21 protein-coding genes, 2 tRNA genes, 1 other RNA gene and 1 pseudogene are annotated in these 23,521 nt (G+C 70.1%); 7 read left to right on the forward strand and 18 right to left on the reverse strand.

Annotated features, from left to right (window positions below; all coding sequences use genetic code 11):
• Positions 1-106: 106 nt before the first annotated feature.
• The 3 genes from GFD30_RS22915 to GFD30_RS22925 are packed head-to-tail and all read right to left on the reverse strand — an operon-like array spanning position 107 to position 1,559.
• The gene (locus GFD30_RS22915; protein ID WP_153027488.1) at positions 107-538 is read right to left on the reverse strand and encodes a hypothetical protein; all 432 of its coding nucleotides are present in this window, start codon (positions 536-538) and stop codon (positions 107-109) included.
• Positions 528-1,292 (reverse strand): hypothetical protein, encoded by a 765-nt coding sequence (locus GFD30_RS22920; protein ID WP_153027489.1) that lies wholly within the window; start codon positions 1,290-1,292, stop codon positions 528-530. The genes GFD30_RS22915 and GFD30_RS22920 overlap by 11 nt, the downstream gene beginning before the upstream one ends.
• A gap of 9 nt (positions 1,293-1,301) precedes the next feature.
• On the reverse strand, positions 1,302-1,559 hold the full coding sequence (locus GFD30_RS22925; RefSeq protein ID WP_153027490.1) for a hypothetical protein: 258 nt from the start codon (positions 1,557-1,559) through the stop codon (positions 1,302-1,304).
• Between the two features lie 509 nt (positions 1,560-2,068).
• Here GFD30_RS22925 and GFD30_RS22930 point away from each other — a divergent pair.
• Both GFD30_RS22930 and GFD30_RS22935 read left to right on the forward strand, forming a co-directional pair.
• Positions 2,069-3,193, forward strand: coding sequence for an SPFH domain-containing protein (locus tag GFD30_RS22930; RefSeq protein WP_153027491.1), 1,125 nt, complete (start codon positions 2,069-2,071; stop codon positions 3,191-3,193).
• Between the two features lie 49 nt (positions 3,194-3,242).
• Complete coding sequence (locus GFD30_RS22935; RefSeq protein WP_194202080.1) at positions 3,243-4,307, forward strand: hypothetical protein; 1,065 nt, start codon at positions 3,243-3,245, stop codon at positions 4,305-4,307.
• A 173-nt stretch (positions 4,308-4,480) separates the two neighbouring features.
• Here the strand turns inward: GFD30_RS22935 and GFD30_RS22940 are convergent.
• Together GFD30_RS22940 and ffs are read right to left on the reverse strand one after the other, a co-directional pair.
• Positions 4,481-4,556: transfer RNA gene (locus GFD30_RS22940), tRNA-Thr, on the reverse strand.
• Positions 4,554-4,647, reverse strand: an RNA gene (ffs, locus tag GFD30_RS22945) — signal recognition particle sRNA small type. The genes GFD30_RS22940 and ffs overlap by 3 nt, the downstream gene beginning before the upstream one ends.
• A 245-nt stretch (positions 4,648-4,892) precedes the next feature.
• Here ffs and GFD30_RS22950 point away from each other — a divergent pair.
• Positions 4,893-4,980: transfer RNA gene (locus GFD30_RS22950), tRNA-Ser, on the forward strand.
• A 454-nt stretch (positions 4,981-5,434) separates the two neighbouring features.
• On the opposite strand, the pseudogene GFD30_RS22955 reads toward GFD30_RS22950, so the two are convergent.
• The 7 genes and pseudogenes from GFD30_RS22955 to GFD30_RS27285 all read right to left on the reverse strand — a co-directional run.
• A pseudogene (locus GFD30_RS22955) lies at positions 5,435-7,945 on the reverse strand (ATP-dependent Clp protease ATP-binding subunit); the annotation flags it as partial.
• A 276-nt stretch (positions 7,946-8,221) separates the two neighbouring features.
• Entirely contained in the window at positions 8,222-8,581 is a 360-nt protein-coding gene (locus tag GFD30_RS22960) for a histone-like nucleoid-structuring protein Lsr2 (RefSeq protein ID WP_153027493.1), read from the reverse strand.
• 265 nt (positions 8,582-8,846) lie between these two features.
• Complete coding sequence (lysS, locus tag GFD30_RS22965; RefSeq protein WP_153027508.1) at positions 8,847-10,301, reverse strand: lysine--tRNA ligase; 1,455 nt, start codon at positions 10,299-10,301, stop codon at positions 8,847-8,849.
• Between the two features lie 117 nt (positions 10,302-10,418).
• Positions 10,419-11,219, reverse strand: coding sequence for an AmmeMemoRadiSam system protein B (amrB, locus tag GFD30_RS22970; RefSeq protein ID WP_153027494.1), 801 nt, complete (start codon positions 11,217-11,219; stop codon positions 10,419-10,421).
• Positions 11,220-11,270: 51 nt separating this feature from the next.
• The gene (gene amrS / locus GFD30_RS22975) at positions 11,271-12,404 is read right to left on the reverse strand and encodes an AmmeMemoRadiSam system radical SAM enzyme (protein WP_153027495.1); all 1,134 of its coding nucleotides are present in this window, start codon (positions 12,402-12,404) and stop codon (positions 11,271-11,273) included.
• 146 nt (positions 12,405-12,550) lie between these two features.
• Positions 12,551-13,645 carry an ABC transporter ATP-binding protein gene (locus GFD30_RS22980; RefSeq protein WP_153027496.1) on the reverse strand — a complete coding sequence of 365 codons (1,095 nt, stop codon included), beginning with the start codon at positions 13,643-13,645 and terminating at the stop codon, positions 12,551-12,553.
• A 216-nt stretch (positions 13,646-13,861) separates the two neighbouring features.
• On the reverse strand, positions 13,862-14,608 hold the full coding sequence (locus GFD30_RS27285; protein ID WP_227996892.1) for a hypothetical protein: 747 nt from the start codon (positions 14,606-14,608) through the stop codon (positions 13,862-13,864).
• Positions 14,609-14,656: 48 nt separating this feature from the next.
• On the opposite strand from GFD30_RS27285, the gene GFD30_RS22990 reads away from it, so the two are divergent.
• The 3 genes from GFD30_RS22990 (at position 14,657) to GFD30_RS23000 (ending at position 16,645) form a co-directional block, all read left to right on the forward strand.
• On the forward strand, positions 14,657-15,745 hold the full coding sequence (locus GFD30_RS22990; protein WP_322633527.1) for a UDP-N-acetylmuramate dehydrogenase: 1,089 nt from the start codon (positions 14,657-14,659) through the stop codon (positions 15,743-15,745).
• 235 nt (positions 15,746-15,980) lie between these two features.
• A complete protein-coding gene (locus GFD30_RS22995) occupies positions 15,981-16,220 on the forward strand; it encodes a type II toxin-antitoxin system VapB family antitoxin (RefSeq protein WP_194202082.1) in 240 nt (79 codons plus the stop codon).
• Positions 16,217-16,645, forward strand: a complete 429-nt coding sequence (locus tag GFD30_RS23000; RefSeq protein WP_153027500.1) for a PIN domain-containing protein — start codon at positions 16,217-16,219, stop codon at positions 16,643-16,645. Before GFD30_RS22995 ends, GFD30_RS23000 begins: the two co-directional genes overlap by 4 nt.
• Here the strand turns inward: GFD30_RS23000 and hemB are convergent.
• The 6 genes from hemB to GFD30_RS23030 form a co-directional block, all read right to left on the reverse strand.
• Positions 16,642-17,637 carry a porphobilinogen synthase gene (gene hemB, locus GFD30_RS23005; protein WP_407649165.1) on the reverse strand — a complete coding sequence of 332 codons (996 nt, stop codon included), beginning with the start codon at positions 17,635-17,637 and terminating at the stop codon, positions 16,642-16,644. The genes GFD30_RS23000 and hemB overlap by 4 nt on opposite strands.
• 17 nt (positions 17,638-17,654) lie before the next feature.
• On the reverse strand, positions 17,655-19,235 hold the full coding sequence (locus GFD30_RS23010) for a bifunctional uroporphyrinogen-III C-methyltransferase/uroporphyrinogen-III synthase (RefSeq protein WP_153027501.1): 1,581 nt from the start codon (positions 19,233-19,235) through the stop codon (positions 17,655-17,657).
• 34 nt (positions 19,236-19,269) lie between these two features.
• Positions 19,270-20,250: a hydroxymethylbilane synthase gene (gene hemC, locus GFD30_RS23015; protein ID WP_153027502.1), complete on the reverse strand. Its 981-nt coding sequence runs from the start codon at positions 20,248-20,250 to the stop codon at positions 19,270-19,272.
• Positions 20,247-21,626, reverse strand: a complete 1,380-nt coding sequence (locus tag GFD30_RS23020; RefSeq protein ID WP_322633530.1) for a glutamyl-tRNA reductase — start codon at positions 21,624-21,626, stop codon at positions 20,247-20,249. Before GFD30_RS23020 ends, hemC begins: the two co-directional genes overlap by 4 nt.
• On the reverse strand, positions 21,623-22,255 hold the full coding sequence (locus GFD30_RS23025) for a redox-sensing transcriptional repressor Rex (protein WP_407649167.1): 633 nt from the start codon (positions 22,253-22,255) through the stop codon (positions 21,623-21,625). Before GFD30_RS23025 ends, GFD30_RS23020 begins: the two co-directional genes overlap by 4 nt.
• A 428-nt stretch (positions 22,256-22,683) precedes the next feature.
• Positions 22,684-22,920: a glutaredoxin family protein gene (locus GFD30_RS23030; protein WP_322633531.1), complete on the reverse strand. Its 237-nt coding sequence runs from the start codon at positions 22,918-22,920 to the stop codon at positions 22,684-22,686.
• Positions 22,921-23,259: 339 nt separating this feature from the next.
• Here GFD30_RS23030 and GFD30_RS23035 point away from each other — a divergent pair.
• Positions 23,260-23,521, forward strand: a 262-nt coding sequence (locus GFD30_RS23035) for a hypothetical protein (protein ID WP_153027505.1), incomplete at its 3' end; no start/stop codon positions are given.

The raw sequence follows: 23,521 nt of genomic DNA on the forward strand, positions 1-23,521 counted from the left end.
TAAGGGGTCCAGGCCATTGGCCTGGACCCCTTACCCGTAGGATGGTCAACCTAGCGGAACGTGCTCGCTTTGCCTTGCTGCCCAAGCATTCTGCTCGGGCCTTTGATCACTCGTCGCCTTCATCGGTCAACGAAATGGCCTCTTCGATGAACGCAGCCTTTTCCTCGGCCGACAACTCCTGGTCAGTCATGAGGACATAAGGCAGCATCAACAACAACTGCTGGACCAGAGTTGTATTGAGGCCATCGAGCAGCCCCTCCTCACCGCGACCTGATCGAATCATGGCTTCGACCACGGTCGGCTTCAACAGATCTGCGCCATTCGGAAACCGGTCCGCAAGGCCGCGACTGTAAGCGGCGACTTCGGCATAAGTCGACCCGGCCGGGAATCGACGCGATGCAGCGATCGCAAGCGCCGATCCCGCCAACGCATATGCCCTCGCAGGCCCAATCCGGGCCGCGATCGCCTTTGGGTTCTCGGATCCTTTGGTGATCAGCGCGGTCAGCAGCGCGACCTCGTCGGGGTTTCTATCCGCCACGGTTCTCGGCCTTCCTAAACCTGGAGCTGATTCGCTCAAATTGTCGCACGATCGGTTGCAGCGTCTTTGTGACGACCAGCGATGCCACGAAGCTTGCCATGACCGCGCCTCCACCGCCGACCTTCGGCGCCGGCATCTCGGTCAGCACGGGCTCACGCGAGCTCAGCGTCTCAGACACGGCGTTCTGCTGGGCCTTCGCCGGCGACGGCTCACCGAAGATCGCGTCCCACGCCGTATCGAAGTTCTTATCCAGTGCCTTCGTCGCATCCTCGACCTGGTCCCCCTTGCCGACCGCCTCCCGAAAGAGCGTCGAGCCTTTCTTACGACGGGGAGGTTCGAGCAAGTCAATACCGGTCGGGGTCGGGTCTTGCCGCAGGTGTGGCGGGACCGCGTCCAGATGGCCGGCGGCGGGGCGTCCGTCCCTCGTCGTGACGGTCCCGTCAGCGGCGATGAACGATCCACCCGGGCCCGAGCCTTTCGCCGCGCCGGGTCCCATGGTGCCGTGCACGGCCGACATCGCCTGCCAGTGCGCCTTGACGAGCACACCCTCAATCGCGGCCCGGATCGCCTGGGCCTCCTCAATACGGTCGACGGCCTGCCGCAGTTGCGCGGCACGACCTTCGATGCCCAACTGGGCCACCGCCCCGGCGGTCGCCTCGGCCTGACCCTTCGACGAGTCGATGGGCCCCGACAGCCCGGCGACTTCAGCCCGGTCGGCCTCGATCATCGCGGCCAGGTCTCGTACGTTCCCCACGGCCGCAACCTAAGCCTGTTTCGCAGCTTCTGCCGCGCTCCGGGCCTCCCCCAGCTTGTTCACCAGAGCAGCGGTCATCGCGCTCGCCTCCTCCAACTGGTCCTTGCAGGCGGCAACCGCAGCGGCGGCGCGCTCGACGCCCAGGGACTGCGCCTGACCGAAGGTCTCTTCCGCGCTCGCCTTGCTGGCCTCGATCCGGGCTTGCAGCTCGGTCACCGCGTCGGTATTCGCGTTGATGGAGGCGATCACTTCATCTACAGACGCCATGGGGGCCTTCCTAACCGGGGCGAGGGAGCCGAACAGCCGCGCCTGATTTGCGCACCTTCGGCACCCGCGACCCTATCGGAAACCACGCCGCGCCGCTGTCCCGAGCACTGCCAGTCCCCGGCCTACTGGTGTCGTGCCGTCCAGACAGTGGCGCAGCGGCACGCAGGCGGCGGAGTGCCGCCGGAGATAGCCAGACGAAGCCCATATCGCTCGGCGATCGACCACCTGAGGGCACCGACCTCGGGCCGGTCACCGCGGCCAACCGTGCAACGCAGGGCACTGGAATGCGCGATGATGTTCCGGCATGAGCGACCCCGGCGGGCAGAACGGGACGACAGCGACGAGCTTCGATCCGAGGTCGCGCCGGGCCGCGGACCGGGAGGTTCCCGGTCAGCGGATCTTGCGTCATCCGCGTAAAGTGCCATGTAGACAGCGACCGGGCCCGGCACCCCGGAACACAGGAAGTCCGCCGGCCCAGCGGCGGCGGCACGAAAAGAAAAGGGGCCCGCATGGGCTTGTTCGATGGCATCCGCGGCGAACTGGTCGACATCATCGAGTGGACCGACGACTCGCGAGACACCCTGGTCTGGCGGTTCCCCCGCCACGACAACGAGATCAAGATGGGCGCCAAACTCGTCGTCCGCGAATCGCAGTCGGCGGTGTTCATCAACGAAGGCCGGCTGGCCGACGTGTTCCACCCGGGCACCTACACGCTCCAGACACAGAACATGCCGATCCTGTCGACCCTCAAGGGCTGGAAGTACGGGTTCGACTCCCCGTTCAAGGCCGAGGTCTACTTCGTCAACACCCGCCAGTTCACCGACTTCAAATGGGGCACCAAGAACCCCGTCCTCGTGAGGGACCCCGAGTTCGGGGCGGTCCGCATCCGCGCGTTCGGCGCCTACGCCATCCGCGTCGTCGACCCGGCCATGCTCCTGCGCGAGTCCGCCGGCACCGACGCCCAGTTCCGCACCGAGGAGATCGAGTCCTGGCTGCGCGAGAAGGTCGTCGCCGCGTTCGCGCCCGCCATCGCCTCCGCACGCATCCCCGTGCTCGACATGGCGATCCACCAGGACCAGATCGGGCAGCAGCTGCGCGGCGCGGTCGCCGAACAGCTCGCGCCGCTCGGACTCGACGTCCCCTCCTTCACCATCTCGAACATCTCGCTGCCCGAAGCGGTCGAAGCCGCGATCGACAAGCGCTCCTCGATGGGCGTCGTCGGCGACCTGGGGGCCTACACCCAGTTCCAGGCCGCCAACGCGCTCGAGACCTCCGCCCAGCACGGCGGCGCCGCCGCCGACGCCCTCGGCCTCGGCGCCGGACTCGCCATGGGCCAGCAGATGGCCGCGAACCTCGCACAGCCCCAAGCGCAGACGCTGACCGCGCCGGCCGCGGCGGCGCCCGCGGCACCGCCGCCGCTGCCGGGCACCGCGCCCGAGTGGTTCCTCGGCACCGGAGGCCAGCAGGCCGGCCCGTTCGACCTCGCGGCGCTGCGCCAGCAGATCGCGGCCGGAGCGGTCACCCGCGACACCCTCGCCTGGAAGCAGGGCATGGCGGCCTGGACCGCCGCCGGACAGATCCCCGAGCTCGCCGGCCTCTTCGGCGCCGTCCCGCCGCCCCTCCCCCCGCAGTAGGCCCCTCCTCCCGCCGTAGCCCGTACCCGCCCCCCGAAGGAACACTCCCGTGACCCAGCCCGCCCCCTCCAGCCATCAGACGTACCCGTGCCACGACTGCGGCGCGCACCTCCAGTTCGCACCCGGGACCACGGCGCTCGCATGCCCGTACTGCGGTGCGCGCCAAGAGATCCACGTCCCGACCCAGATGGTCGCCGAACGCGACTACCACGCCCTCGGCGAGCAGAACCGCCGCTCGCCGCAGCAGAGCGCCCCGAATCTGTTCGTGTGCACCGGATGCGGCGCCCACACCGAATCGGACGCCTGGTCGGACGTGTGCCAGTTCTGCGGAGCCGCCGTCGTCGCCGACCAGTTCGACCCCGACCTGGTCGCCCCCGACGGGCTCATCCCGTTCCACGTCGACAAGGGCGGCGCCCGCAAGGCCCTCCGGGACTGGGTCTCCAGCCGCTGGTTCGCGCCGAACGCCTTCAAGAACGTCCACGAGGCCGAATCGCTGAAGAGCACCTACCTGCCGCACTGGACCTGGGACGCGGCCACCGTCTCGCACTACCAGGGTGAACGCGGCGAGCACTACTACACCGAGGACAAAGACGGCAACCGCAAGCGCAACACCCGCTGGTTCCCCGCCGCGGGGACCGTCACGCGCGACTTCGACGACGTGGTGGTCCCGGCGACCACGCACGTCAACCCCAAGCGGCTCGAATCCCTCTCCGAGAGCTGGGAGACCGGCGCCGCCACGGGGTATCAGCCGCAGTTCCTCTCCGGTCACCACACCCAGCGCTACGACCTCGGCCCCGACGACGCGCTCAACGAGGCGAAGCGGAAGATGTCCGCGGTCATCCAGCGCGACGTCAGGAACCACATCGGCGGCGACGAGCAACGCGTCCACCGGATCGACACCGAGTACCGGAACCTCACCTACAAGCTCCTGCTGCTGCCGGTGTGGATCCTCGCCTACCTGTTCGGCGGCAAGACCTGGCAGGTCCTCGTCAACGGGCAGAACGGGAAGGTCTCGGGCGACCGGCCGTTCAGCCCCTGGAAGATCGCCTTCGCGGTCGCCGTCGGCCTCGTGGTCGCCGCGGGGGCCGTCTACCTGTACTACCTCAGTCGGTGACGGCGCACCCCGCACCGCTCCAGGGCGGGTGCGGGGTCCCGCTCCAGTCGTTCATCCGTGCCGTGCCCAGGGGCGATCCCCTCTGGGCACGGCTCGCCCGTCCGGGCGCTCCGACGACGGCAGAAGTTCCAGGGCAAAACAGAAGACCCCGGCTTGCGCCGGGGTCTTTGCTGTGGAGCCGCCTGACGGAATCGAACCGTCGACCTATTCATTACGAGTGAATCGCTCTGCCGACTGAGCTAAGGCGGCTGGGTCTCCCACGCACCCGACAGAGCCCGCTTATCCTTGCTGCCTTCCGGCCCTGGGGAGGTTCACGCGATGACGCCGCATGGGAGACGGTCAGAAGTTTACAGCAACTCGGTTCGGGCGCCGACCCGGGCGAGCCCTCATGGTCACCAGGATCACGGCCCGGGTCTGGTCCCCGCCGCGCGACGCTTTCGGTCCCCGCGGGCACCATCGGAACCGGGGGCGATCCGATCCCGACACACCCGACCCCGGAGGCCGCCGCGGCGCCTCCGGTGCAACGCAGGTCACCTCGATCAACCCGGTTGGAGGGCGCTGCGGCGATCGGGTAGGGTACTCGACGGAGGATTCGCATAGTGGCCTAGTGCGCACGCTTGGAAAGCGTGTTGGGTTAACGCCCTCAGGGGTTCGAATCCCCTATCCTCCGCCACACGCCGGGTTTTCGAACCCGGCTTTTTCTTTGCCGTGAAACTCCCTGATAGAAGCGCTGGCCGGTCGCTGGAAGCGGAAGCCCATCCCGCGCGATCGCCGGCCGGCCGGGCCGCGAGACCTGCCGTCGGAGGCGCGGGCCCTGCCGCGAGGCCGGCCGCCGAGCCCATGCCGCGCGACCTCCGCCGGGCCGGGCCTTGCCACGCACCGAGCCCGGGAGATCCCTGCCGGACGCCGGAGCAGCGCGCCCGCTGCGCATCGCGGCCGGGGCCCGGTCCGCATCGACGCGCCCCGCTCAGGTACACGGAACGGGGCGGGACCGTGCGGTCCCGCCCCGTTTCACGCTTCAGCGCTTACGCGCCGCCCTCGCCGGCCATGCCGCCGCGCGGGCCCGCTCCCGGGCTCTTGGGCGGCATCGTGCCGGTTCCGGCGCCCGGGCTCTTCGGTGCGCGCTCGCCGGCCAGTTCGGCCGGGGGCGTGTCCGGGATCCCCGCGGGCTTGTCGGCGCCCCTGAATGTCAGGTTCGTCTTCTCGATGTCCGTGGGGTCGCCGTCGACGTCGACGATGACGATCTGGCCGGGCACGAACTCGTTGAAGAGGATCTTCTCCGAGAGCGTGTCCTCGATCTCGCGCTGGATCGTGCGGCGCAGCGGCCGCGCGCCCAGGACGGGGTCGTAGCCCTTGTGCCCGAGGTACAGCTTCGCGTTGTCGGTCAGCTCCAGGGCCATGTCGCGGTTCGCGAGCTGGTCCTCGATGCGCTTGACCATCAGGTCGACGATCGCGACGATCGCCTCCTGCGTGTGCTTCGGGAACACGATCGTGTCGTCGATGCGGTTCAGGAACTCGGGGCGGAAGTGGTTCTTCAGCTCCTCGTTGACCTTCTCCTTCATCCGGTCGTAGTCCCCGCCCTCGGACGCGTCGGCCTGGAAGCCCAGCGACACGGCCTTGCCGACGTCCCTCGTGCCGAGGTTCGTGGTCAGGATCAGCACCGTGTTCTTGAAGTCGACGATGCGGCCCTGGCCGTCGGTCAGGCGGCCGTCCTCCAGGATCTGGAGGAGCGTGTTGAACACGTCCGGGTGGGCCTTCTCGATCTCGTCGAACAGGACCACCGAGAACGGCTTGCGGCGGACCTTCTCGGTGAGCTGCCCGCCCTCGTCGTAGCCGACGTAGCCGGGAGGCGCACCGACCAGGCGCGACACCGTGTACCGGTCGTGGAACTCGGACATGTCGAGCTGGATGAGGGCGTCCTCGGAGCCGAACAGGAACTCCGCGAGCGCCTTCGCCAGCTCGGTCTTGCCGACGCCCGAGGGGCCGGCGAAGATGAACGAGCCGGACGGGCGCTTGGGGTCCTTGAGGCCCGCGCGGGTGCGGCGGATCGCCTTCGAGACGGCCTTGACGGCGTCCTCCTGGCCGATGATCCGCTTGTGGATCTCCTCCTCCATCTTGAGCAGGCGGGAGGTCTCCTCCTCGGTCAGCTTGTAGACCGGGATGCCCGTCCAGTTCGCGAGGACCTCGGAGATCATCTCCTCGTCGACCTCGGTGACCTGGTCGAGGTCGCCGGCCTTCCACTCCTGCTCGCGCTTGGCGCGCTTCTCGTGCAGGCGCTTCTCGGTGTCGCGCAGGCGCGCGGCGGCCTCGAAGTCCTGCGCGTCGATCGCGGACTCCTTCTGGCGGCGGGTCTCGGCGATCTCCTCGTCGATCTCGCGCAGGTCCGGCGGTGCGGTCATCCGGCGGATGCGCATGCGCGCGCCCGCCTCGTCGATGAGGTCGATCGCCTTGTCCGGCAGGAACCGGTCGGAGATGTAGCGGTCGGCGAGCGTCGCGGCCTGCACCAGGGCGCCGTCCGTGATGGAGACGCGGTGGTGGGCCTCGTAGCGGTCCCGCAGGCCCTTGAGGATCTCGATGGTGTGCGCCAGCGACGGCTCGGCCACCTGGATCGGCTGGAAGCGGCGCTCCAGGGCGGCGTCCTTCTCGAGGTACTTGCGGTACTCGTCGAGGGTGGTCGCGCCGATCGTCTGGAGCTCGCCGCGGGCGAGCATCGGCTTGAGGATCGAGGCCGCGTCGATCGCGCCCTCGGCGGCGCCCGCGCCGACGAGCGTGTGGATCTCGTCGATGAACAGGATGATGTCGCCGCGGGTCTTGATCTCCTTGAGGACCTTCTTCAGGCGCTCCTCGAAGTCACCGCGGTACCGCGACCCGGCGACGAGCGCGCCCAGGTCGAGCGTGTACAGCTGCTTGTCCTTGAGGGTCTCGGGGACCTCGCCCTTGGTGATCGCCTGCGCGAGGCCTTCGACGGCGGCGGTCTTGCCGACGCCGGGCTCGCCGATGAGCACCGGGTTGTTCTTGGTGCGCCGCGACAGGACCTGCATGACGCGCTCGATCTCGCGCTGGCGCCCGATGACGGGGTCCAGCTTGCCGTCGCGCGCGGCCTGGGTCAGGTTCCGGCCGAACTGGTCCAGCACGAGCGACCCGGACTGCTGCGCCTCCGTGGAGGTGCCGCCGGCCGTGGCGCCCGCGGGCTCCTTGCCCTGGTAGCCGGACAGGAGCTGCAGGACCTGCTGGCGGACCCGGTTGAGGTCGGCGCCGAGCTTGATGAGGACCTGGGCGGCGACGCCCTCGCCCTCGCGGATCAGGCCGAGCAGGATGTGCTCGGTCCCGATGTAGTTGTGGCCGAGCTGCAGTGCCTCGCGCAGGCTCAGCTCCAGGACCTTCTTCGCCCTGGGGGTGAAGGGGATGTGCCCGGAGGGGGCCTGCTGGCCCTGACCGATGATCTCCTCGACCTGCTGGCGCACGCCTTCCAGGGATATCCCCAGACTCTCCAGGGCCTTAGCCGCCACGCCCTCGCCCTCGTGGATGAGGCCGAGCAGGATGTGCTCCGTGCCGATGTAGTTGTGGTTGAGCATCCTGGCCTCTTCTTGAGCCAGGACGACCACGCGTCGGGCACGGTCCGTAAACCGTTCAAACATGCGCTTCTGCTCCTCGCGTCCGCCGCTACTTCGTCGTCGTTACTGGTCGTGGCTTGCAAAACCCTGTGGGTACACCTTATCCCCCGGGTCCGCGGACGGCGGGTGCCACGGTGGTGACAACAAGCGTGCACCCTAGGCCATTCCCCGTGATAACAGGTTCGCTCTGAGCGCAATACCCGCGCCCCGGCGTCCCAATCAATGGAGAGACGCTTGCGGGGTGAGAAAACGCCCGCCTCCCGGAGTGCGGGGAAGCGGGCGGTCTGATCGGTCGCCGGACTAGTTGTGCGCGGCGTTGTATTCCTCGACGATGGCCTGCGGAATGCGGCCGCGGGGCGACACGTTCTTGCCCGAACGGGCGGCCCACTCGCGGATGGCCTTGTTCTGCTCGCGGTCGACGGACTGGCGGCGGGGCGCCGCGGAGGAGCCGCGGATCGGCCCGCGCGGGGTGCCCAGCGAGTACCGGCCCAGTCGGGTGCCCGCCTCCTGGAATTTCTCCAGGGCGTCGCGCAGTTCTTTGGCGTGCGCCGCCGACAGGTCAATCTCGTAGGCCTGCCCGTCGATGGCGAATTTGACCGTCTCCTCGGCGGTGGAGCCGTCGATATCGTCGATCAGGATGACCTGTGTCTTCTTCGCCATGGCAAATTCCCCTCGGACCCGGCCCAACAGTGCCTTTTGCTCTTACTAGTGCCAGAGCATATACGAGTCCCTAAGAGAAAGGAAAGAGGGTGGAGCGAAAGATTTGTGAATGAGTCGCTACGGTCCAGCTCACGGCGCGGCAAACCGCGGCCCAATCGGTCGAGTCCAATGGCGCCGGCGGCGAGCGGAAAGGGACCGCATCGGATTTCCCGTTCTCGGCCCGGCATGCGCCGGCCGCGGGTCCCGATGCGGTCCCTTTGCTTTGCTATTCGGGTTTCACCAGCGGGAAGAGGATGGTCTCGCGGATGCCGAGTCCGGTGAGCGCCATAAGGAGCCGGTCGATTCCCATGCCCATGCCGCACAGCGGCGGCATGCCGTACTCCATGGCCCGGAGGAAGTCCTCGTCGACGCCCATGGCCTCGTCGTCGCCCTTCGCGGCCTGTCTGGCCTGGGCCTCCATGCGCTCGCGCTGGATCACCGGGTCGATCAGCTCGGAATAGCCGGTCGCCAGCTCGAAACCGCGGACGTACAGGTCCCATTTCTCGGTGAGGCCCGGAGTGGTGCGGTGGCCGCGCACCAGCGGCGAGGTCTCCTCGGGGTAGTCGTACACGAACGTCGGCGCGTGGAGGCCGTCGACGACGAGGTGCTCGAACAATTCCTCGGCGAGTTTCCCGGGCCCCCACTTGGGGTCGACGCCGAGTTCGACTTTGTCCGCGTAGGCGCGCAGCGTCTCGAACGGAGTGTCGACGGTCACGGTTTCTCCGAGCGCCTCGGAAAGGGACCCGAAGAGCGTGATCTCGGCCCACTCGCCGCCGAGGTCGTAGGTCGACCCGTCGGCGAGTTCGACGGTCTCGGAGCCGAACACCGAACGCGCCGCGCCTTGAATGAGCGACTTGGTGAGCGCCCCGATCGTGCGGTAGTCGCCGTAGGAGCGATAAGCCTCGAGCATCGCGAACTCCGGCGAATGCGACGAGTCGGCGCCCTCGTTCCGGAAGTTGCGGTTGATCTCGAATACGCGGTCGATCCCCCCGACTACGCACCGTTTCAAATAGAGCTCCGGCGCGATCCGCAGGTACAGGTCGAGGTCGTACGCGTTCATGTGCGTCACGAACGGCCGCGCGGTCGCACCGCCCGGCTGGACCTGCATCATCGGGGTCTCGACCTCGATGAAGTCCTCGGCGTCGAGCTGGTCGCGCAGGGACTTGACGACCTTCGCGCGGTTGCGGACGTTCGCGCGGGCCTCGGGCCGCACGATCAGGTCGACGTAGCGCTGGCGGACGCGGGTCTCCTCGGCGAGCGGCTTGTGCGCCACGGGCAGGGGCCGCAGGGCCTTGCCGGTGATCCGGTACGAGTCGGCCATGACCGACAGCTCGCCGCGCTTGGACGAGACGACCTCGCCGGTGACCCCGATGTGGTCGCCGATGTCGGCCAGCCGCTTCCACTCGGCGAGGGCCTCCTCGCCGACCTTGCCCTGGGAGAGCATCACCTGGAACTCGGTGCCGTCGCCGTCGCGCAGCCGCGCGAAGGCGAGCTTCCCGGCCAGGCGCACGAAGATCACCCGTCCGGTGGTGGCGACGGTGACCCCGGAGGACTCGCCGTCCGCCAGGTGGCCGAACTGCTCGCGCAGCTCGGCGAGCGTGTGGGTGCGCGGGTAGCCGAGCGCGTACGGCTCCTTGCCTTCCGCGAGGAGGGCGGCGCGCTTCTCGCGCCGGATCTTCATCTGCTCGGGAAGGTCGTCGCCGGTCTCAGTGGTGTCTTGTTCGTGCTCGGTCACGTCTTACAGGGTAAACGCCGCCCGCGGCGCCGGTCGTGCGAGTTTCGCCCCCGCGAGCCCAGGTCACAGCGAGGGCCGCTCCACCGCGAACGCGGGGTAGCCGACGACGCGGTCGCTCCCGCCGCCGGTGTCGGCCGACGTGGCGCGCGCGAGTTCCCGGGGGCGGCGGCCGGTGGCGTCGGCCCAGGCGACGGTGCCGCGGAGCGCGAAGACGCCGCACGCGTGCTGCGGGGCGATCTCGCGGGGCCGCAGGCCCTTGATCGCCTCGGCGGTGGCGGCGTCGATGCGCTCGGCGGTGGCCTGGTCGTGGTAGTGCGACAGGTCGGTGGAGCAGACGAGGACCGCGTCCTCGCCGGCCTCCTCGAGGAGGGCGGCGATGATCCGGGCGGTGTCGGGAGTCTGGCTCATCCCGCAGGCGACCGGCGTGACCTCGATGTCGTCGCCGAGGGCGACCTGGAGGAACGGGAGCTGCACCTCGAGCGAGTGCTCGGACTGGTGCGGCAGGCGCGAGGAGCCGACGACCGCGGTCGGCGCGGCGCGCACCGGCCCGAGCGGGGTCTCCCAGACCGTGTAGGGGGCGGCGGCGTGCCCGCGCAGCGGGTAGTGGTGCGAGGGCCCGACCAGGACGACCCGCTTGACGCGGCCGCGGTGCGCGGCGAGCCGCGCGTACACCTGGGCCGCGACCGGCCCCGAGTAGCGGTATCCGGCGTGGGGCACGATGTAGGCGGCCGCGAGCGGTTCGCTCACGGGGCCGGCCTCGTCGATGAGGCGCTGGACGTCGCTGCGCAGGCGGCCCGGGTCGGCCGGGTAAAAGCTGCCGGCGACGGCCGGGGGCCGCACGGTTTCGGATTTCGTCGAAGGCATCGCTGGTCTTCCGGTGGTGGGTTGTGGCTGGACGTGACTGCCGGTGGTGGGTTATGGCTGACTTACAGACGGTGCGGCGAGGCGGATCGGTTGCCGCCTGGGACCCCAGTCTCCCGCCGGCCCCTCAAAAACGCCGGGAACGCGCGCACCGCAACTGGTGCAGTGTCCGCTATCCGACACCGCATATCGGTCAATGCGGTACCAATCGCGCACGATGAGGGCTTCGCCACAACCGGGGCAGTGCGTCGTCTGCCCGTCGGGGTCGTGCACGTTCCCGGTGTACACGAACCGGAGGCCCGCCTCGAGCGCGATCCGGCGCGCGCGCCGGAGGGTGGACGGGGGCGTGGGCGGCACGTCCCGCATCTTGAAGTCCGGATGGAAGGCCGTGAAGTGCAGCGGCACTTCGGGCCCCAGGTGCTCGGCGATCCACGCGGCCTCGGCCGCGATCTCCGCGTCCGAGTCGTTGTGGCCCGGGATCAGCAGCGTCGTGATCTCGGTCCACACGTCCGTCTCGTGCACCAGGTATTCGAGTGTGTCGAGGACCGTCCGCAGCGACGCGAACGCGATCTTCTTGTAGAACTCCTCGGTGAACGCCTTGAGATCGATGTTCGCGGCGTCCATATGGGAGTACAGCTCCCGGCGGGCCGGGGGGTTGATGTACCCGGCGGAGACGGCGATCGCCTTCAGGCCCGCGTCGCGGGCGGCGTCGGCGCAGTCGGCCGCGTACTCCAGGAACACCGTAGGGTCATTGTAGGTGAACGCGATCGACTTGCAGCCCAGCCGCTTCGCCGTGGCGGCGAGCGTCACGGCATCCGCTTGCGAGGACAGGGTGTCGATCTCACGCGACTTGGAGATGTCCCAGTTCTGGCAGAACCGGCACGCCAGGTTGCAGCCGGCCGTGCCGAACGAGAGGACCGGCGTCCCCGGCAGGAAGTGGTTGAGCGGCTTCTTCTCGACCGGGTCGACGCAGAACCCCGAAGAGCGGCCGTACGAGGTCAGGACGATCTGGTCGCCGTGGCGGGCGCGCACGAAGCACAGGCCGCGCTGGCCCTCCCTCAGGCGGCAGTTGCGCGGGCAGACCGTGCACTCGATGCGGCCGTCACCGAGGGCGCGGTGGAACCGGGTGCCGACCGTGAACTCGTCGGCGCCTTCCACTCGCGGCCTACTGGGGGTGAGGGCGGCCATACGTCAACGGTAGCTCTCCCTCGGTTGCCGCTGCGTTACGGGCAGCGAAAAGGGCCGCGCACCTGGTGCGCGGCCCTTCCGTTCGTGCGGGCGTTCGCCCGACCGGCCGAGGCGCCCGGCCTCGCCGGTCGAGGCGATCGGCAGTGCTAGTTGAGGCGCTCGCCCGTGGCGGCGTGGAACACGTGCTCGTGGCCCGGCTCGGGCACGACGTACACGGTGTCGGCCAGGCGCGGCACGTTGGCCGACTCGGTGCGCACGACGAACCGCTCCGAGGAGCCGTTGTACGCGGCGTGGCCGTAGACGTACGCCTCGGAGCCGAGCTCCTCGACGAGGTCGACCTCGATCGGGATGCCGCCCGAGCCCTCAGCGCCGATCTTGCAGTGCTCGGGCCGGATGCCGATGGTGACCTGCTGCTCGCCGCCCTGCTGGGTGGCGGCGTCGCGGACCTCGCGCGAGAGCGGGAGGGTCACGTCGCCGAACAGCGCGCCGGCCTCGGTGAGCGACACGGTCTTGATGTTCATCGCCGGCGAGCCGATGAAGCCCGCGACGAAGGTGTTGCCCGGCTTCTCGTACAGCGTACGAGGAGTGTCGCACTGCTGGAGCAGGCCGTCCTTCATGACCGCGATCCGGTGGCCCATGGTCATGGCCTCGATCTGGTCGTGGGTGACGTACACGGTCGTGATGCCGAGGCGCTTCTGCAGCGAGGCGATCTGCGACCGGGTCTGGACGCGGAGCTTGGCGTCGAGGTTCGACAGCGGCTCGTCCATGAGGAACACCTGGGGCTCGCGCACGATCGCGCGGCCCATGGCGACGCGCTGGCGCTGACCGCCCGAGAGCGCCTTCGGCTTGCGGCCGAGGTAGTCGGAGAGGTCGAGGAGCTTGGCGGCGTCCTCCACGCGCTGCTTGATCTCGGCCTTCGGCATGCGGCGCAGCTTGAGCGCGAACGCCATGTTGTCGAAGACGGACATGTGCGGGTAGAGCGCGTAGTTCTGGAAGACCATCGCGATGTCGCGGGACTTCGGCGGGAGGTTCGACACGTCGGTGTCGTTGATGAAGATCGAGCCCTCGTCGACCTCTTCGAGGCCGGCGAGCATCCGGAGGGAGGTCGACTTCCCGCAGCCCGAGGGGCCGACGAGGACGAGGAATTCGCCGTCCTGGATCTCGATGTTGAGCTTGTCCACCGCGGGCTTCTCGGTGCCCGGGTAGATGCGGGTGGCGCCCGCGTACGTCACTGTGGCCATGATGTTCCCTTTCACTGGCAGGCACGTGCCAGACGATCCGTGGTAAAAGGCGGTTGTCCGTCGCAGCCCGGGAGCACCATGGGGGTCCCCGCGCTGGGACGCGCGCAGCGCGGTGCTGACACCGCGGAGCGTGGTGTGAGCCTAACCTCGCGGGAATGCCTTTGCCAAGTCGGCCCCGAACGTTTGTCCGGTTTATTTGGGCGCTTTACCGAACCGTTACTCGACGCGGAGCGCCTGGAGCAGCCGCTCGTCGCCGACGACGTCGCAGATCCCGAACGGCAGCCGCCCCCACAGGGCGAGCGCGATGTCCGACGCCGAGCCCGCCGCACGGGCCTGGAGCTCGGTGCGCGCGTCCGGCTGGTCCAGCAGCGCGACCCGCCCCTCGCGCAGCCGTACGAACCAGGTCGTGTCCGCGTCCTGCGCGAAGAGCTGCACCAGCCCGGTCGCCTCCGGATGCGCCCCGCGGCGGGCCCCGACGGGGATGAACGCCTCGAACGCCTCGGTCACGGCCTCGGCCGCCAGCGAGACCGGCACCGGCGCGGTGGCGCCGACCGCCATCTGGAGGTCCCAGCGGGCCAGCGCGGTCGCGACGGCGACGCGGCGGTGCCAGAACTCGGCCCGCCACTCCACGGGCGCCCACGTCCACGCCGGGGACTCCGGGCCGCGCGCCTCCACGGCATCGAGGACGCCGGCGAGGGCCTGGTCGAAGGCGTCGAGGACGGCCGGGCCGGAAGCGTTCACGGGAGGGGGCTGGGGGACGTCGCGGTCCTCGGACGGCGGGGCGAACAGGGCGTCGACCGTCCAGCGGTAGAGGCGGGCGAGTTCGAGGAGGATCCCGGCCACGGTCGTGTCCGGACGCGAGGGCGCCACGCGGTCGAGCATCCCCGGCTCGCAGACCGAGCGCAGGCCCGCGGCCTCCGTCTTCAGTTCGGTGAGGTAGTCGGTGATGCGCAGCTTCGCCATGGTGGACCGCCGTTCCTCGTAGCCTGCGAAAAGTTTAGGCTTTCGGGCGTGACACACGCCAGTCCGACCCCGAGCGGGAACCAGGGAGCGCGGCGGTTCGCCGGCCGCGAGCTCAGCGCGTACACGACCCTCCGGCTGGGCGGGCCCGCCCGCGAACTGGTCGAGGTCGGGTCCTCGGCGGAGGCGGTCGAGGTCCTGCGGGCGGCCGAGGGGCCGACGCTGGTCCTCGCCGGCGGCAGCAACGTCGTGATCGGCGACGAGGGCTTCGACGGGACCGTGGTGGTGCTGCGCGGCGGCGGCATCGCCGAGGCCGGCGGGCGGGTCCGGGTCGAGGCGGGGCAGGTGTGGGACGAGTTCGTCGCGTGGACCGTGGCGAACGGCCGCTCGGGCGTGGAGTGCCTCAGCGGCATCCCCGGCTCGGCCGGGGCGACGCCGATCCAGAACGTGGGCGCGTACGGCCAGGAGGTCGCGCAGACGATCGCGGCGGTGCGGGTCTGGGACCGCGAGAAGGACGAGGTCCGCGACTGGGCCCCCGAGGAGTGCCGGTTCGCCTACCGCCACAGCGCTTTCAAGCACGAGGACCGGTACTTCGTGATGAGCGTCGACTTCCGCCTGGAGTCTTCGGAACTGTCGCAGCCGGTCGCGTACGCGGAGCTTGCGAAGCGGACGGGCGTCGAGGTCGGCGAGCGGGTGCCGCTGGCGGAGGCGAGGGACGCGGTGATCGAACTGCGCCGCGGCAAGGGGATGGTCCTCGACGAGGGCGACCACGACACGTGGAGCGCCGGGTCGTTCTTCACCAACCCGATCGTCGGCGCGCACGTCTACCACGAGCTGGCCGGAAAAACGGGGGGCGAGCCCCCGCACTGGAAGGTCGGTGAAGGCCGGGTGAAGGTCTCGGCCGCCTGGCTCATCGGCGCGGCCGGCTTCGAGAAGGGCCATCGGAAGGGAAACGTCAGCCTCTCGACGAAACACACCCTGGCCCTGACCAACCGAGGCGGCGCCACAGCGGCCGAACTCCTCGCGCTCGCAACCGAGGTGGCCGACAAGGTGGAGCACGACTTCGGCGTCCGCCTTCACCCCGAGCCGGTGATGGTCAACGCGGCAGCGTCGGGCGACCAGTCGCAATCTCCTCGATGAGTGCGCGGACGAGCTCCTCCGGGGACAACGAGGACCACTCGGCGCAAGCCTTCAGCTTCTCGTACAGGTCCTCAGGAAGTTCGAGCGTGAGGTCATACGTGTCCATCAAGCAGCGACGGTATCGGGCGGAACCGGATCATCGCGCGAAACACGCCGAGGACTCCTAAGGTTCGCCGAATCCTGCCTTCGCGGATATACTCTGACTGACATGCGATATCAAACCGCGGAGGCAGTCATGACCAAGACACTCGTAGACGTCGATGACGAGCTGCTGGCCGAGGTCATGGAGCGGTCCGGGGCGCGGACCAAGAAACAGGCCATCAACGAGGCGCTGGAGTACTACCGCGAGGCTCAGCGCTCCGGCCCGCAGACCGCTTGGAACAACCTGCGTCGAATGGCGGCTGACGGCACGCTCGACCTTGACGAGGTCGAGCGGCTCAGCAACCTTCACAAGCAGGGCCGCGCGACCGAATGATCCCGAAGTACCTCATCGATACCAGCGCACTCATCCGTGTCATCCGAGGGCAAGTCGACCCTGCCTGGATTCGCTATGCCGATCAGGCGAACTTCGCCATCTGCGAACCGGTGCTCTTCGAGTTCGTTCAGGGTTCCGGGAAGCGCGCGGCAAAGCAGATCGAGGCGGACCTGCTGTCGAGTCATCAGTGGGTGCCGCTTTCCGACAAGGTCGGTTCCCGCATGCGAGACCTGAGAAGGGACCTGACCGAGCGCAGCATGCATACCATGCTCGGCCTCGCCGACTATCTCATCGCGGCGACCGCGATCCAGGACGGGTTTGTTCTCCTCCATGAGGACGCGGATTTCTCGGCTGCTGCGCGTCACCATCCCTATCTCAGCGAGCAGCGCATCAGCCAGACGCTTCCCGAAGATCTGACGAATTAGCGGAGCAGCGCGGCCATGTCGAGGGCGGCGTAGGTGGCGATGATCGTGGCCCCCGCGCGCTTGATGCTCGTCAGGGCCTCCAGGAACGCGGCGTCCCGGTCGATCCAGCCGCGTTCGGCCGCGGCCACGATCTGCGCGTACTCGCCGCTGATGTGGTAGGCCGCCACCGGGACCGGGCTGCGCTCGGCCGCCGCCTTCACGATGTCGAGGTACGGGAGCGCGGGCTTGACCATGACGATGTCGGCGCCCTGCTCGATGTCGAGGTCGATCTCGAGGAGCGCCTCGGTCGCGTTCGCCGTGTCCTGCTGGTAGGTGCGGCGGTCGCCCTTGAGCTGGGATTCGACGGCGTCGCGGAAGGGGCCGTAGAAGGCGCTGGCGTACTTCGCGGCGTAGGCGAGCAGGCCGGTGTCGGTGCGGCCGGCCTCGTCGAGGGCGGTGCGGACGTACCCGATCTGGCCGTCCATCATCCCGGAGGCGCCGAGGAGGTCGGCGCCGGACTCGGCGAGGGCCAGGCCCATCTCGGCGTAGCGGACCAGGGTCGCGTCGTTGTCGACGGTGCCGTCGGCGCGGAGGACGCCGCAGTGGCCGTGGTCGGTGAACTCGTCCAGGCACAGGTCGGGGATGACGACGAGGTCGTCGTGGACCTCTTCGCGGATGGCGCGGGTGGTGACGTTGAGGATCCCGTCGGGGTCGGTCGCGGCCGAGCCGATCGCGTCGCGGACGGCGGGGACGGCGAAGGGCATGAGCCCGCCGAGCCCGGCCCGGGCGGCCTCGACCGCGAGCTTGCGGACCGAGTCGACGGAGTGCTGGAACACGCCCGGCATCGTCGGGATCTCGACCGGCTCGTGGAGGCCCTCCTTGACGAACACCGGCAGGACCAGGTCCGAGGGGTGGACGCGCGTCTCGGCCACGAGACGGCGAAGGGCCGCAGTGCGGCGCAGCCTCCGGGGCCGGATGACGGGGTAGTCGGAGCTGTTCGGCACTGCGGCCACTTCCCTTCTCACACTTGCTATCGGAACCGCAGGGCGGTGGGGCCCTGGACCTTCTGGCCGCGGCGGGTCTTGATCGGGCCCTCGGCCAGGCGCTGCTTGAGCTCCGTGGCGTACTCGGCGAGCGCCTCGATCAGGTCGGGCACCGAGGCGTTCTCGGGCTTGGCGTCCACGCGCAGGCCGAACTCGGTCGCGGTGTCCGCGGTCGCCGGGCCGATGCACGCGACGACGGTGCGCTGGTGCGGCTTGCCGGCGATGCCGACGAGGTTGCGCACGGTGGAGGAGGAGGTGAACAGGACCGCGTCGAACCCGCCGGACTTGATCGCGTCGCGGATGTCCGCGGCGGGCGGCGAGGCGCGCACGGTGCGGTAGGCGGTGACGTCGTCGACCTCCCAGCCGCGCTCGGACAGGCCCTGGACGAGGGTCTCGGTGGCGATGTCGGCGCGGGGCAGGAGCACGCGGCCGACCATGTCGAGGACCGGGTCGTGCGGCGGGAAGACCTCGAGGAGGCCCTCGGAGGACTGCTGGCCGGCGGGGACGAGCTCGGGCTCGATGCCGAACTCGCGGACCGCGTTCGCGGTGGCCTCGCCGATGCAGGCGATGCGCAGGCCGCCGAAGGCGCGGGCGTCGAGGCCGTGCTCCTTGAACTTCTCCCAGATGGCCTTCACCGAGTTCTGGCTGGTGAAGACGATCCAGGCGTAGCGGCCGTCGACGAGGCCCTTGATGGCCCGCTCCATCTGGGCGGGCGTGCGCGGGGGCTCGACGGCGATGGTCGGGACCTCGCAGGGGATCGCGCCGTAGGCGCGCAGGCGCTCGGACATGACGCCGGCCTGCTCCTTGGTGCGCGGGATGAGGACCTTCCAGCCGTACAGCGGGCGGCCCTCCCACCAGGCGAGCTCGTGGCGGTCGTCGACGCCGGGGCCGATGGTGAGGACGACCTGCCCGGCGTAGCCGAGGGCGGCCTCGACGAACGTGTCCACGGAGGAGGTGGTGGTGTACTCGGTCTCGCCGGTCGCGTCGCCGGTGACGGCCACGGCGGTCTCGCCGGGGACGCCGCCGGAGAGGAGGATGTCGCGCAGGCTGGAGAGGTCGGAGACGTCGGCGGTGACGGTGAGGGAGCCGCGCTTGATGGCGTCGGCGATGACGTGGGGTTCGACGGAGGCGATGTCGTCGATCTCGATGACGGTGCGGATCTCGCCGGGGGGCATGCCGGCGTAGACCGCGACGGCCTGCGCGTGGCTCATGCCGGGGATGACCTCGAAGCGGGCCTGTTCGGCGGAGGCGGCCTTGATCTCGGCGCGGGCGAGGCGGTTCGGGTAGGCGTCGCCGACGATGAGGCGGGTGATGTTCTCGCCCTCGCGCGCGGCGGCGGCCATGAGCTTGCCCTGGTCGCTCGGGGAGGACTCGATGAGCTTGAGCTTCGCGTCGTCGCCGTTGATCTCCTTCGCGGCCTCGATGAGCGACTGGGGCAGGGACCGGTCGTAGTAGACGCGGTCGGCCTCGCGGATCGCGTCGAGGGCGCGCTTGGTCAGCAGTCCCGGATCGCCTGGGCCGGTCCCGACGAAACGCACGCGGCCCACCGGCTTACGGGCACTGGTCATGTTCTCTCCATCAACAATCGTCTGAGCTTGGCGTCTACTTCAATAGTTGCTCGGCACCCGCTTCGAGCAGATCCTCGGCGAGCGACTTCCCCGCGGCCGCGGCCTGCTCGGCGAGCTCCGGACCGCCCGCATCGGTGAGCGTGGCAGTGGTCGAGAGCCGCTCGATGACGGACCCGTCGACGGAGCCGACGGCTCCGCGCAGATACAGGTCGACTTCCCCGGGGTCGGCCCCTTCGGCGACGTCGGCGAGCGCGGCGACGGGAGCGCTGCACCCGGCTTCGAGTCGTTGCAGAAGTGCGCGTTCGGCGGCGACGGCGGCCTGCGAGTACCGGTCGTTGAGCTTACTTGAGATCAGCGCAGATGTCATGTCGGCTTTGCGGCATTCGACCGCCAATGCCCCTTGTGCGGGGGCGGGGAGCATCACCAACGGGTCCAGGTACTCCGTCACCGCGTCCTGGCGGCCGACCCGCTTGAGCCCGGCGGCGGCGAGGATCACCCCATCGAGGTCCCGGCCGACCCGGCCGAGCCGGGTGTCGACGTTGCCGCGGATCGGCACGCACTCGAAGCCGCGCCCGAGGGCGTTCAACTGGGCGATGCGCCGGGGCGAACCGGTGCCGATGCGGGCGCCCGGCCCCAGGTCGGCGAGGGTGCGGCCGTCGGCGGCGACGAGGACGTCGCGCGGGTCCTCGCGCGGCGGGACGCCGATCACGAGGTGCTCGGGCTGCGCGGTCGGCAGGTCCTTGTACGAGTGGACCGCGATGTCGATCTCCTCGCGGTCGAGCGCCTCGCGGAGCTGGTTGACGAAGACGCCGACCCCGAGCTCCGCGACGGGCACCGTGGTCCCGTCCCCTGTGGTCTTGATCTCCACGAGTTCGACCTGCTCGCCCGTCAGGCGGGCGATCGCGTCCGCGACCATCCCGCTCTGCGCGAGCGCGAGCTTCGATCCCCTGGTCCCGACTCGGATCACGGGCTTGGTTCCCTTCTCAAGACTGCGGCGCCGCAGTCGTTCCTTCATTCGGACGGGGCGGGGATCGGCCCGAGGGCGTCGGCCAGCGGGGCCGTCGCGGGGCTGACCTTGAGGGCTTCGGCGAGGTGGTCGCCTTCGGCGGCGGCGAGGACCGCGGCGTCGAGGGCGAAGAGGTCGCGCAGGGCGCGCGCGTAGTCGGGCGCGCCGGGCTGGCCGGCGAGCTCGCGGACGCGCACGGTGGGCTCGTGGAGGAGCCGCTGGACGACGCGGTGGACGGTGCGGGCGACTTCGGCGCGCTGGTCGTCGGTGAAGTCGCCGCGGCGGGCGACGCGGGCGAGCTCGGTCTCGACGATGTCGGCGGCGGCCGACCGGAGCGCGGCGACGGTGGGGGTGACGGCGTCGGCGCGGAGGCTCTCGTTGTACGCCTCGATCTCCTCGGCGAGGAGGCGCTCGACCTCGGCGAGGGTGTCGGCGGCGGCGCCGGCGGCGCCGGTGCGCTGGATCTCGGCGATGTCGATGACGGTGACGCCCGGGAGCCGGGCGACGTCGTCGGCGACGTCCTTGGGCAGGGCGAGGTCGCAGACGACGAGCGGGCGGGTGCGGCCGGCGAGGTCGGCGGCGCGCAGGACCGGCTCGGGAGCGGAGGTCGCGCAGACGAGGAGGTCGACGCCGGCGGCGAGGTCCGCGAGGCGGTCGTACTCGGCGGGCTCGGCGTCCCAGACGGCGGCGAGGCGCTCGGCCTTGGCGCGGTCGCGGTTGGCGACGGCGAGGGAGGCGACGCCGGAGCGGGCGAGGGTCGCGGTGGCGAGCGAGCCCATCGAGCCGGCGCCGACGACGGCGGCACGGGTCTCGGTGAGGCCGTTGGCGAACCCGGTCCGGCCGAGGGCGCGCTCGGCGAGGTCGAGGGCGGCGGTGACGATCGAGGGCGCGGCGGCGTCGACGTCGGTCTCGGCGTGGATCCGCTTGCCGACGCGCAGGGCCTGCTGGAACAGCTCGTGGAGGTGGCGGCCGACCTGGTCGGCCTCGCGCGCGGTGTCGTAGGCGTCGCGGAGCTGGCCGAGGATCTGCGGCTCGCCGGCGACCATCGAGTCGAGGCCGGCGGCGACGCGGAAGGCGTGGGCGACGGCGTCGGCGCCGTGGCGCACGTACCCGCAGGAGGCGAAGTCGAGCTCGGCCTGGTTCTCGGAGAGGCCCCAGATGCGGTGGAGCTCGTCGACGACGGCGGCGAGGCCGCCGTGGAAGCTGCCGGCGACGGCGTAGACCTCGACCCGGTTGCAGGTGGAGAGGACGACGGTCTCGCGGACCTCGCCGCCGCGCAGGAGCTCGCGCGCGAGGTCGGCGGCGGCCTCGGGGCCCACCGCGAGCCGTTCCAGGGTCTCGACCGCTGCGCTGCGGTGCGAGATGCCGACAACCAGGAGGTTCACTTCACCGTTCCCGTCTCTTGACGTTGCTCCGACCCGCCGAGCGTCTTGTGGTGCTCGTGGAATGAGAGGATCTGCAGCTCGACGGCCAGGTCGACCTTGCGGACCGCCACCCCCGGAGGGACGGCGAGCACGCACGGCGCGAAGTTGAGAATGCTTGTGACACCAGCATCTACGAGAAGGTCGGCCACGTGTTGGGCGGCCGCGCCGGGTGTGGCGATCACCCCTATGTTGATGCCTTCGTCACGGACGGCCTGGGCCAGGAGCGCCACGTCGCGCACCCGCAGGCCGTCCAGATCCCTCCCAATGATGCCCGGGTCGGCGTCGAAGAGGCCAACGATGTCGAACCCGCGTTCAGAGAATCCGGGGTACCTGGCCAGCGCCTGTCCCAGGTGGCCGAGGCCGATGATGGCGACGCGGGAGTCTTTGGTGAGTCCGAGCACACCGGCGATGTGGGTGGCGAGGTTGGCGACGCTGTAGCCGACGCCGCGCATCCCGGAGGCGCCGAGCTGGGACAGGTCCTTGCGGAGCATCGCCGAGTTGACGCCGGTGGCGGCGGCGAGGGTCTCGGAGGAGACGGTGTCCACGCCGGCCTCGGAGAGCGTGCCGAGGGCGCGGAGGTACTCGGGCAGGCGCCTGACCGTGGCTGCCGGGAGGTCGGCCGCCGTGGCCGGCGGGGCGGCCGCGCCCTGCCGGTCCGTGCCTTCACCGGTGGTCGTCAATGCTGGAGCTCCAGGTCCGATCCCGCGCCGTCGTTCACCGGCGCGCCACTCAGCTTAGGACGCGCCGGGGGCGGCGGGTCGCACAGGCAGCGCTAACGCGGCCGGTGCTGCGGCGGAGGCGGGCGCCGCGGGGCGTCGCAGCGGGATGACGCGGGGGTGGCGGCGGGGTGAACGGACTCGGCGGCCCGCGGGGCACTGGGCGGTACACCCCCGTAGCACCGGGCAGAGCCCGGCTGTACCGATACCAGTCGTCCCGGCGAGCCGCCGTGTGCAGAATTTTGCCCTAAAAGACCGATGTGGCCCGGTATTCCGAGATTCTCGGGGTGTCGTGTCGGGGATCACGCTTTCAAGTCGCGCAGGAGGCGCGGGACGTCCACGTCCCAGTAGCCGTGCTCGCGCCCGTCGAGGAGCAGCACCGGGAGCCGGTCGCCGTAGTCGCGCGCCAACGCAGGGTCGCCGGCGACGTCGACCTCGGTCCACCCCTCGCCCGTCTCGGCCGCCACCCGGTCGAGCGCGTCGCGCGCCGCGCCGCAGAGATGGCACTCCTTTGTAGTCAGCAGCGTCAGCCTGTTCACCCTGCTCCTTCCGGGACCCGAAGAAGCCGGCGGCGATCGCACAGTGTGTGCGACACCCTCCGTCATTCCTCGCTCACTATTGATGCACAACCGGTCCGCGGCCGCGGACCTCCGAACGTTTGGGGAGGTAATGGTGGGATTCCGCCCCCGCAACGAAGGGTACGCCGGCGCACCGGGCGCGCGCCGACATCGCCCCGTCCGCACCCGTCACCGAGCGCGACACGCCGATCGCAAATCCGCATCGCCGGCCCCCGCGATTTCTAGACTCAGGCGGGTCAGTCCCTGCGGGACCCGTTCACTCGACTCGGCCCGACGACCCCTCACACGAGGAGGCCACTAGTGCCCGGTATTGCACCGACCCTGGCTGCGTGCAGCCACGACTCGGCAGCGCTCACAGCAGACATCGCACCCTTCACCTACGACGGAACGATCGCCGAGGCCCTCGTGCGGCTCCCGGCCCCGGCGCTCGCGCGCCTCAAGCAGGCGGTGTGGACGGTCCTCAGCCTGGACACCGGCACGGCCGAGCAGCACCAGGTGCGCCCCGGGCGCGGCACCGGGCCGGGCGCGGCCGGAGGCGCCGCCGCACCGGCCGGCGCGGCCG

The sequence above is a fragment of the Glycomyces albidus genome (genome assembly GCF_009451885.1).
Lineage (GTDB): Bacteria > Actinomycetota > Actinomycetes > Mycobacteriales > Micromonosporaceae > Glycomyces > Glycomyces albidus.